This is a genomic window from Pseudoalteromonas sp. (assembly GCF_018402495.1).
Classification (GTDB): Bacteria; Pseudomonadota; Gammaproteobacteria; order Enterobacterales; family Alteromonadaceae; genus Pseudoalteromonas.
In genome coordinates this window covers 951,779-961,942 of sequence record NZ_JAGYIU010000002.1, presented here as the reverse complement: position 1 = coordinate 961,942, position 10,164 = coordinate 951,779, and the positions used below count along the sequence as shown (strand labels likewise).

At 41.5% G+C, this 10,164-nt stretch carries 8 protein-coding genes and 1 pseudogene; 5 read left to right on the top strand and 4 right to left on the bottom strand.

The genetic code is table 11. From position 1 onward, the window contains the following. Window positions 1-365 precede the first annotated feature (365 nt). Both KG708_RS09915 and KG708_RS09910 read left to right on the top strand, forming a co-directional pair. Window positions 366-731: a hypothetical protein gene (locus tag KG708_RS09915; protein WP_213609306.1), complete on the top strand. Its 366-nt coding sequence runs from the start codon at window positions 366-368 to the stop codon at window positions 729-731. Further along, window positions 728-3,058 carry a fatty acid cis/trans isomerase gene (locus tag KG708_RS09910; protein ID WP_213609304.1) on the top strand — a complete coding sequence of 777 codons (2,331 nt, stop codon included), beginning with the start codon at window positions 728-730 and terminating at the stop codon, window positions 3,056-3,058. Before KG708_RS09915 ends, KG708_RS09910 begins: the two co-directional genes overlap by 4 nt. A gap of 181 nt (window positions 3,059-3,239) precedes the next feature. On the opposite strand, the pseudogene KG708_RS17620 reads toward KG708_RS09910, so the two are convergent. The 4 genes and pseudogenes from KG708_RS17620 to KG708_RS09900 form a co-directional block, all read right to left on the bottom strand. Continuing rightward, window positions 3,240-3,463, bottom strand: a pseudogene (locus KG708_RS17620) (IS30 family transposase); the annotation flags it as partial. Further along, window positions 3,421-3,744 (bottom strand): IS30 family transposase, encoded by a 324-nt coding sequence (locus KG708_RS17615; RefSeq protein WP_366513598.1) that lies wholly within the window; start codon window positions 3,742-3,744, stop codon window positions 3,421-3,423. The gene KG708_RS17615 and the pseudogene KG708_RS17620, both read right to left, overlap by 43 nt. A 51-nt stretch (window positions 3,745-3,795) precedes the next feature. Next, the gene (locus KG708_RS17610) at window positions 3,796-4,203 is read right to left on the bottom strand and encodes a helix-turn-helix domain-containing protein (RefSeq protein ID WP_301003349.1); all 408 of its coding nucleotides are present in this window, start codon (window positions 4,201-4,203) and stop codon (window positions 3,796-3,798) included. A gap of 179 nt (window positions 4,204-4,382) precedes the next feature. Then, complete coding sequence (locus KG708_RS09900; RefSeq protein ID WP_213609302.1) at window positions 4,383-5,261, bottom strand: TraB/GumN family protein; 879 nt, start codon at window positions 5,259-5,261, stop codon at window positions 4,383-4,385. A gap of 1,055 nt (window positions 5,262-6,316) precedes the next feature. On the opposite strand from KG708_RS09900, the gene ilvG reads away from it, so the two are divergent. The 3 genes from ilvG to ilvD all read left to right on the top strand — a co-directional run bounded on the left by ilvG (window position 6,317) and on the right by ilvD (window position 10,164). Further along, the gene (gene ilvG / locus KG708_RS09895; protein ID WP_213609300.1) at window positions 6,317-7,966 is read left to right on the top strand and encodes an acetolactate synthase 2 catalytic subunit; all 1,650 of its coding nucleotides are present in this window, start codon (window positions 6,317-6,319) and stop codon (window positions 7,964-7,966) included. Further along, window positions 7,963-8,205, top strand: coding sequence for an acetolactate synthase 2 small subunit (gene ilvM, locus KG708_RS09890; RefSeq protein ID WP_076918840.1), 243 nt, complete (start codon window positions 7,963-7,965; stop codon window positions 8,203-8,205). Before ilvG ends, ilvM begins: the two co-directional genes overlap by 4 nt. 102 nt (window positions 8,206-8,307) lie before the next feature. Beyond that, window positions 8,308-10,164 carry a dihydroxy-acid dehydratase gene (gene ilvD / locus KG708_RS09885; RefSeq protein ID WP_213609365.1) on the top strand — a complete coding sequence of 619 codons (1,857 nt, stop codon included), beginning with the start codon at window positions 8,308-8,310 and terminating at the stop codon, window positions 10,162-10,164.

Below are 10,164 nucleotides of genomic sequence, written 5' to 3'. Positions count from 1 at the left end.
ACACTCACCCAGCATTTATCGCGTAGGTTGGGCGAGCGAAGCGACTCCCAACGCATAGAGAGTGTCGCATTTGCTATGTGGCTTTTTACCGCTGTGGGCACCATGGCACTTTTACCTTGGGCGAAGGCACTTTGTAGCAACTATCGTAGAGTTATTATTATAAAAAGGTCGCATCGGTGGCTTTTTTAATGTCTGAAGAAAAGCGGGCAGCTTTCAGTCGCTTGGTTTGACTTAGAAAAATTAGCGGCTTTGATTACATCGTTATAAAAAATAACTAGGCTATTTGAGGCTTGTTTATCGTTATTTAAGGTGGAACGTTGTTATAATAACGATTAAATTAAATAGTCAGTAGCGCAGAGAGTCCAATGGAACTAGAACAAGATAGTAGTTTAACCCTTCCTTTATTTATTCTAGATGAAACACTAAGTACACGTGACTTAGCGCAGCCTGACATGGAAATTTCAGTTACTTTAAGTGATGAGTTACTTACTCAACTATGCCAGAATCCGAATGCCGACAGCAGTATAGGTATTAGTATTGCGGGCTATGAGTTGCATATTCTCAATTCAAGCTTTGCTAGCATAGTGCAATCTGAGCACGACGCTCAGTTAACTCTCATTCAAGGGCCTCTATTGAGCGCTGCGGTTATTACGGCTGATAACCTGACGTTTGTATCACCTCAAATTGATATGATGCCTACATTTGATTTAGGGGATGAGGCTGAACAATGAAAAGAGTATTAATTGGTACTTTTATACTTATTATTCTCAGTGGCTGTGCTTATTTAGGGAATGCACATTACAATGAATTATTTGGCCCTGAGCAAACACAACACCGTATTGTTGAATACAATAGCGCTCAGGGAGCTGAATTTTTACAACATGTAAAGCCTGTACTCGATACTCGCTGTGTGGTTTGTCATGGCTGTTATGATGCGCCTTGTCAATTAAAACTCTCCTCACCCGAAGGGATCGACAGGGGGCTTAGCAAGGAACTTGTATACGATGGCACTCGATTGTTAGCCTCGACCCCCAGCCGTTTATTATTTGATGCAACCCGTACTGAGCAATGGCGCGATAAAGAGTTTAGTCCAGTGCTAAACGAGCGAGAGCAAACTGAAGAGGCTAATTTAGCCGGTAGTGTGTTGTTTAATACTCTAGTGTTAAAGCAAAGCTCGCCATTGCCTAAAGATGAAGTACTAGATAAACGCTTTGACTTTTCACTTAATCGCGCTCAAACCTGTGCCACTATGGGTGAATTTGACCAGTTTGCCAATGATCAACCTCATGCAGGAATGCCTTATGGTCTGCCTGGGGTATCGGTTAAAGAGTTTCAGCACTTACAAAGCTGGATGAAAAAAGGCGCTAAAATGGCGCATATTAAGCCGCCATCAGCTGCTGAGTTAGCGCAAGTGAAAAGCTGGGAGGAATTTTTAAATCAAGATAGCTTAAAATATCAACTTTCAGCGCGTTATATTTATGAGCATTGGTTTTTAGCAAATATTTATTTTATTGATACTGACAAACCTAGCTTTTTTAAGCTAGTTCGTTCAAGTACACCGCCTGGTGAAGACATTCAACTTATTAGTACTCGTCGCCCTTATGACGATCCAAAAATAGATCGTGTTTATTATCGCTTAATGCATGAACGTTCAACTATATTATCTAAGACTCACCTTCCTCTTAAGTTAAATGACGAAAAGTTAGCACGTTTATATACTCAATTTATTGCGCCAGATTATAGTGTAGAGCAGTTACCAAGTTATAAACCTGCGCTTGCTTCAAATCCATTTAAAACGTTTGAAGCGCTACCAATAGACGCGAAGTATCAATTTATGCTTGATGAAGCTGAATTAATTATTATGGGCTTTATTAAAGGGCCGGTCTGTCGTGGCCAAATTGCACTTAATGTAATTAATGATCATTTTTGGGTGGCATTTGCTGATCCAAAAAAAGCAGCAACACCTGCTGTTGGCCAAATGCTAATGCAGCATGAAGATGCATTAGAGCTACCCGCAGCTCAGGAAAGTAATGCTTTACCTATTTCTAATTGGGTGAAGTATTCAGTGCGTGAGAAACGTTACTTAAAAGCTAAAGTAGAGCTTGCTAATAAATTATTTGAAAATGGCGAGCATTTGACTACCGATCTATTATGGAAAGGGGATGGACATAACCAAAATGCGGCATTAACTATTTTTAGACATTTTGATAGTGCTACAGTGGTTAAAGGGTTTGTTGGTCAAGAGCCCAAAACTATGTGGATTTTGGATTACGCATTGTTTGAACGTATTCATTACTTGTTAGTGGCGGGTTTTGATGTGTATGGCAACGTTGGTCATCAGCTAATAACTCGTTTGTATATGGACTTTTTACGCCTTGAAGGTGAGCAAAATTTTCTTGCACTGTTACCTGAGTCGAAGCGCGAAGCTATTAAGCAAAGTTGGTACCGTAAATCTCCGCCAAGTTTATCGACATTCTTTGAGAATAACCGAGAGTTTAGTCAACCAAGTGGTATTAGCTATCAAACAAATAACCCACAGTCAGAGCTATACGGCTTAATTAAAGAAGCATTAGAGCCGGTATTAAGCCAACGTTATGATTACAAAAAGGTACCAGCGCCATTAAATGCGATTAATTCCATGCCTGCTAAAGCAATTAATTTATTGCCGCAACTCTCATTTGTGCTGGTTAAAGAGCAAGATAGCCACAAAGGGTATACAATTATCCACCATAATGCGCATTACAATATTTCCAGTTTATTAAACGAAGATGGACAACGGGCTTACGAAGAAGACACGGTGACAATAGTACCGGGTTTTATTGGTGATTATCCTTCGGCAATTTGGTATTTGAATAATCCGCAACAGATGACGGCTTTTGCAGAGCAGTTACCACTAATGCAAGAGGAAGCTGATTATCGCGCTTTGAAGTCTCAGTTCGCGATTCGCCGAACTCACCCGCAATTTTGGCAATACAGCGATATATTACATCAGGTTGCCCGCCAATATCGAGGCGTTGAGTTTGGAGTATTTGATTATAATCGGTTAGAGAACCGTTAGTATTATATTTATAGCCCAGTTTATATAGCTGGGCTTTTTTATACTAATTTGCAATGATACTTAATCATTTTAAAGGAATAAATATGACGCTAGCTATGTTAAAAACCCTTCACTTAGCGCAACTAAAAAACGAATTTTGGCCTTGCTATCGATGCTTGAATTCAAGTATTAAGTGCAATCATTATGCAGCCACCAGAACTTCTGATTGCCCGGTAAATAATTCATGAGGAGTTTTATACCCTCTTGTCTTTCTTGGCCGATGGTTGAGCTTATCAACTGCCGCCTGTATTTCTGACTCACTTAGCGCCATAAAGTCAGTTCCCTTGGGAAGAAGCGCCTGAGTAAGCCGTTGGTATTCTCATTTATGCCCCTCTCCCATGATGAATATGGGTGAGCGAAATACACATCCGCTTCAATTTTTGTGCAATATGCTCATGGTAAGCAAACTCTTTTCCATTATCTAAAGTCACGGTAATAACCTTATCTTTATATGGTGTCATACACTTTATCAGCGCATCGGCTGTTATTTGCGCATGTTTGCTTTCAATTCTGTGAACGATTGTATATAACGTTTTACGTTCAACCATTGTGACAAAGGCATTTTTACGCCCTTTGCCTATCACTGTGTCACCCTCCCAATCACCAATCCTAGACTTTGCATCCACAATGCTTGGGCGTTCATCAATACTGACTCGATTAACTATCTGCCCACGTTTATCGTAGCTTCCATAGCGTTTTTATACTTTTACATGCACAGTGAGTGTCTTATGTAGTTCACCACCACGCGCCTTGTCCCTGTAAATATATTGATAAATCGTTTCATGATGTAAAACGACCTTTTTCTCTAAAGCTAAGCGACCTGCCACCTGCTCTGGAGAAAGTCCGTTAAGCAACAATTTATTAATCCATTCAGTAACTTCATCTGTTAACTTACTTGCTTTGAAAGATGATTTGCGACTTTGCTCTGCAAAATTATTGGCTTGGTTAGGCCGATAGCCTTTAAGCCCTTTATTGCGTTTTAACTCTCTGGAAATAGACGACGGTGAACGAGTTAGTTCATCAGCAATTTGTTTTTGGTTGTTTCCTGCTTTTATTAACGCGTAAATCTGGTATCTTTCTTCTTGTGTCAGCTGTTTATATTTCATTAAAGCAATTTCCTTTGGCGAGAAAATGGCCGAATTATAACAGCTGGCCATCTAATCTGAGAAATTGCACTTATTATCCGAATTTAGGATGTAATTTTCTTACCTCAAAATCGCTTACCTAAATTAGTGAAATGGCGTAATTTAGAGGCGAGCTTTAGCAAATTTCAACATACCAAGTATTACAGGCGAGTAATATTGAAGCCTTTGTTTTGCAGTTTTTTAATTAAACCATGTTGCTCAACTAAGTGCAGGGCACCTACCGCAATAAATACATTACCTTGCTCAAGTTTGGGAGTGAGCTGTGTAATCCAGTTATTATTACGCTCTATCAGCATGACGTGTTTGCTTTGTTGGCCATATTGACTGTTATCAAAGCTGGTATGATAATAATTAGTAAGAGTTTGCATATCCCCCTCTTTCCACGCATCGACTAGGGTAATAAAGTAGGTGTTTATATCGCTTAGTTGCTCAAAAGTGTCTGTCATCATGGCATTGCTTAGCGACTCTAAGCCATCGAACATTTGTAATTGTTGCTCTACAGTTTCAAGTTCTGCAATGTCAATATTATGCTTTTGAGCGTACTCAAGTATTTGCTTATCGATACCATTTTTATCTGAATAGCCTGCGTTTTGAAACTCGATTTGCATTATGGTCAACATGACAGCCCAAGGCTTAAAGTTGCTGAACATAGCTATATCAATCGATTTTTTAGCAAAGTAGTCTTTGAGTTGTTGATAATTTTTCTCTGAAAGCTCGCTTTGCAGGGTGCGCCCGTTGGTAAGCAACATAAACGGCATTGAGCGTTGCTGCATTTGTAATGGTGATAATTTACTAATATCCACTTCAACAACAACTTGATTACTGTTATCTAATGCATGTGTTACTTTTTGTGGTAGCCCTTTCATGCTGGCATCACCAACGTGTACGGTGCCAAATAAATACGAGCTTGCGCCTTGTTTTTCTATTTTGAATAAAGCTGGAGCTGTATAGCCATTAACGCTATAGGCTAAAAGTAATAACACCACAAATAAATGACTAATACGCAGTAACATTTTCATAAAAATCCTAATCAAGTTTAAATTGTTTTATAAATACTAACTTAGTTTACTTTATAGGTAACGTAAAAATGCCTGATTAATAAGTGTTAGGCCAATTAGGGTCTATTGACCTTTACGGATTAAAATTTGTTCAAAATAGGGGCGATTTAATCGCCCCAAGAGGTTTGTAACCTAGTGGGCTCGATAACTGCTCCTGCGTTATTCTACTGGCTTATATCCAAGTAAGAATAAGTAAAAAATCGAGCAAAGCGTGTGCGTCCTGCTCACGCCCCATACCACCATCTATGGTGGCAACAAAAAGGAAATTGCACCTAGACAGAACCCTTCGGGCAGCGCCTGTTTGGCATTGATGCTGCGTTATTGCCTATTTATGGGGAATAACCACACTACATAGGCTCTGCCTTGCCTAAATACCAAACAGACTGCTGTAAATTTAACCTTGAAAGATCAACAGACCCTAAAGTTTACTCGGGTGTTTTTTAGTATTTTCTTGCGGTTGCTTACTGAGTTTGAAAGTTGAGTTCATAACACGCCTCTTTTTAGTGAACGTTGTTATGCTAGGCTGCCACGCTTAAGAAACTCTTAAGGGAGCGGTTTATTTTAATTTTGTTAGATAAAAGTGAGGCGGTTTACTAAAAATTAATCAAACCAGAATTCAGTGTTATAAGAATAGTGAATTTCCTGAGTTGAAATGAAGGGATAAAAAATCTATTTAACTTGGCTCAATTGAATTTTAAAACCTGAGCAAGCGTATTTTTATAATTATTTTGAATTGAATTTGGTGTTGACTTACCGCCCTGAGCGCGGTACTAATATAAAAAGACAGCGAAACACTATGTTCGCAATGACTAAATCTTAAATGGTACTGAATTTTATGCTTAAAAATGCACTTAACCTAGTCCTGATTATCATCGTGGTGATTATTACCGCGAGGGCTTCGTAGTGCTTTAAAAAACTAAGCATTGAAAAGCCCTCCGCACTTAACCGTCCGGGGGGCTTTTTAGTTTTAGAGTTAAATTTTTAATGGGTTGTCACACAGGAATGAGGATTTACTAATGACAGGCGCAGAACTAACAATCGATTTACTCGCCAAACACGGCGTAGATGAAGTATTTGGCTACCCAGGTGGTGCTATTATGCCCATTTACGATGCCTTGTATGGTGCGCCTGTAAAACATTATCTTACTCGTCATGAGCAAGGTGCTGGGTTTGCCGCCGTGGGCTATGCACGCAGTACTGGACGTTTAGGTGTGTGCTTGGCAACATCAGGCCCTGGAGCTACTAATTTAATTACCGCATTGGCAGATGCCATGATGGACTCAGTGCCTTTACTTGCTATTACGGGGCAAGTACCAACCGCCGCTATTGGCTCTGATGCTTTTCAGGAAATTGACGTGTTGGGAATGTCGCTTTCGTGTACTAAACACAGTTATATGGTTGAGCGAGCAGAAGATTTAGCCGAAATATTACAAGAGGCGATGCATTTAGCACAAAGCGGCCGACCAGGCCCGGTTTTAGTTGATATCCCCAAAGACATTCAAATGGCGCAAGTGCCTTTTAAACCTTGGTTAGCGGCTGATGAATACTTACCTAAACTGGATTTAAACCAAGTTGCTATCGCCAATCAATTACTTAGTGAAGCCAAGCAACCCGTGGCGTATGTGGGGGGAGGCGTTCATGCTGCTGATGCGCAAAATGAATTAATGCAATTTTTAAATAAAACGCAAATGCCAGCGGTTTCAACTCTTAAAGCATTGGGTAGTGTATTACCTGATTACGAATATGATTTGGGCATGCTAGGTATGCATGGCGGTCAAGCGGCTAATTTAGCGGTGCAAGAATGTGATGTATTAGTGTGTATTGGTGCTCGCTTTGATGACCGTGTAACAGGCAACTTAGCTAAGTTTGCTGCAAAAGCAAACGTGATTCATTTAGACATAGATGCAGCCGAGGTCGGTAAACGTAAACCCGCAAAGGCTTCTTTAATTGCTGATTTAAAAACCTCACTTCCCGCTCTTGAATGCGTCGTTACGCCAAAAGCGTGGTGCGATCATAATAAACAAATGATGGTTAAGCATGCATGGCGCTACGATTATCCGGGTGAAAAAGTATTTGCCCCTTATTTACTTAATCAGCTAAGCCAGCGTATGCCAAGCACCAGTGTTGTTTGCTGCGATGTGGGTCAGCACCAAATGTGGGTTGCGCAGCATATGAAATTTAACCATCCATGCAACCACTTAAGCAGTGGTGGTGCAGGCACCATGGGATTTGGTTTACCTGCGGCAATCGGCGCACAAATAGCGAGAAAAGATGACTTTGTGATCACCGTATCAGGTGATGGCTCAATCATGATGAATATCCAAGAGCTTGCCACTATTCGTCGTAATAATTTACCAGTAAAAATACTGATACTTGATAACCAGCGCTTAGGCATGGTGCGCCAATGGCAGGAGTTATTTTTTGAAGGGCGCTATAGCGAAACTAACTTGTCAGATAACCCTGACTTTGTGCAGCTAGCGGCTGTTTTTGGTATTGCGGGGCAAACGATTACCCATGCCAACCAAGTGGATGATGCAATCACAGCCTTATTAAATAGCGATGGGCCTTACATTGTTCATGCTTGTATTGATGATAAAGAAAACGTATGGCCACTTGTTCCACCTGGGGCTGCTAACGATGAAATGATGACGGAGAAAGCACAATGAAACATAACTTAACTATTGCCTTAAAAAGCCAAAGTGTCGCAATCGAGCGCTTTTTACGTGTCGTGCGTCATCGTGGTTTTGATTTAACTCACTTACAGCTCAATATGGACGATGGCCAATATAATATGGCCATGACGGTTGATAGCGATAAACCAATTTATTTGCTTACCAGTCAACTAAATAAACTGGTTGATGTGAAGCACGTCACGCTGCAAAACTTACAGCAACAAGCTGTATAACAACAAATTTAACAGATTTTACGAGTAACTGTTCACGTGGTTACTCATCAATTTTTAGAATGAGGAATGCCCGCATTTATTGCGGCAAATACTGAGGTAACTATGGCTAAATTAAGAAGTGCAACGACTACTGAAGGACGTAAACGCGCAGGCGCAAGAGCATTATGGCGTGCAACAGGCATGACCGACACCGACTTTGGTAAACCCATTATTGCTGTGGTTAACTCATTTACACAATTTGTGCCGGGGCATGTGCATCTTAATCAGCTCAGTGAACTAATGGCTGAAACCATCACCCAAGCGGGCGGTGTACCAAAGGAGTTTAATACCATCGCCATAGATGACGGTATTGCCATGGGGCACGGCGGTATGCTTTATTCATTGCCATCGCGCGATTTAATAGCCGACTCGGTAGAGTACATGGTCAATGGCCATTGTGCTGATGCGATGATTTGTATCTCAAACTGCGACAAAATCACCCCTGGGATGATGTTAGCGGCACTGCGTTTAAATATACCGGTTATTTTTGTATCGGGTGGCCCAATGGAAGCGGGTAAAACTAAATTAGCCAATATCGATATTAAACTCGATTTAGTAGATGCCATGGTTAAAGGCGCCGATGAATCGGTAAGTGATGCCGACTCAGAGCAGGTTGAACGTTCAGCATGTCCTACCTGTGGTTCGTGTTCAGGGATGTTTACTGCCAACTCAATGAACTGTTTATTAGAAGCAATAGGCCTTGCGCTGCCGGGTAACGGTACAACGCTTGCGACCCACAAAGATCGTAAGCAACTGTATGTTGAAGCGGGTGCGCGTATCGTTGATCTATGCCGCGAGTATTACCAAAAAGATAACCAAGACGTACTGCCTCGTGCCATCGCTAATAAAACCGCATTTATGAACTCTATGGTGGTTGATATTGCCATGGGCGGCTCATCAAATACGGTATTGCACTTATTAGCAGCGGCACAAGAAGCCGGTGTAGATTTTGATATGTCGCACATCGATGAACTTTCACGTAAAACCCCGTTTTTATGTAAAGTTGCCCCAGCTACCGCGCAATACCACATTGAAGACGTACACCGCGCTGGTGGCATGATGGCCATAGTACGCGAGCTTGGTAAAGCTGGCTTGGTTGATTTATCGGTTAATCATGTTGCTGGTATGACGATGGGTGAGTTGGTAAAAAAATGGGATGCAACGGATCCTAATAACGAAGTGGCGCGAAAGTTTTACCGCGCGGGTCCTGCTGGCATTCGTACCACCAAAGCGATGAGCCAAGATTGCCGTTGGGACGAAGGGGATAATGACCGTGAGAACGGCTGTATTCGCAGTGTAGAGCATGCATTTCGTCAAGATGGTGGCCTTGCGGTACTTTCAGGTAACTTGGCGATAGATGGCTGTATTGTTAAAAGTGCAGGGGTGGTTGATGAAATGCTGCATTTTGAAGGCACTGCGGTTGTGTATGAATCCCAAGATGATTCAGTAGAAGGGATTTTAAATGGTGAAGTAAAAGCCGGTGATGTGGTGGTTATTCGCTACGAAGGCCCGAAAGGTGGGCCAGGCATGCAAGAAATGTTGTATCCAACCAGTTATTTAAAATCAAAAGGTTTGGCAGAGAAGTGTGCATTAATTACTGATGGGCGTTTTTCAGGGGGCACATCAGGTTTATCAATTGGCCATGTGTCTCCCGAGGCAGCCAGCGGTGGCGCGATAGCTTATGTTGAAAATGGCGATAAAATTATCATCGATATCGCTACTCGAGAAATCACTTTAGCATTAAGCGATGAGGAACTCGAAGCTCGCAGGCAAAAACAGTTGGCTCGTGGTAAACAAGCGTATAAGCCGCTTAACCGCGATCGTTATGTGTCATCTGCGCTTAAAGCGTATGCGCTACTTGCAACCAGTGCCGATAAAGGTGCGGTGCGTGATTTAGCCAAACTGGAGGAGCTCAGCTAG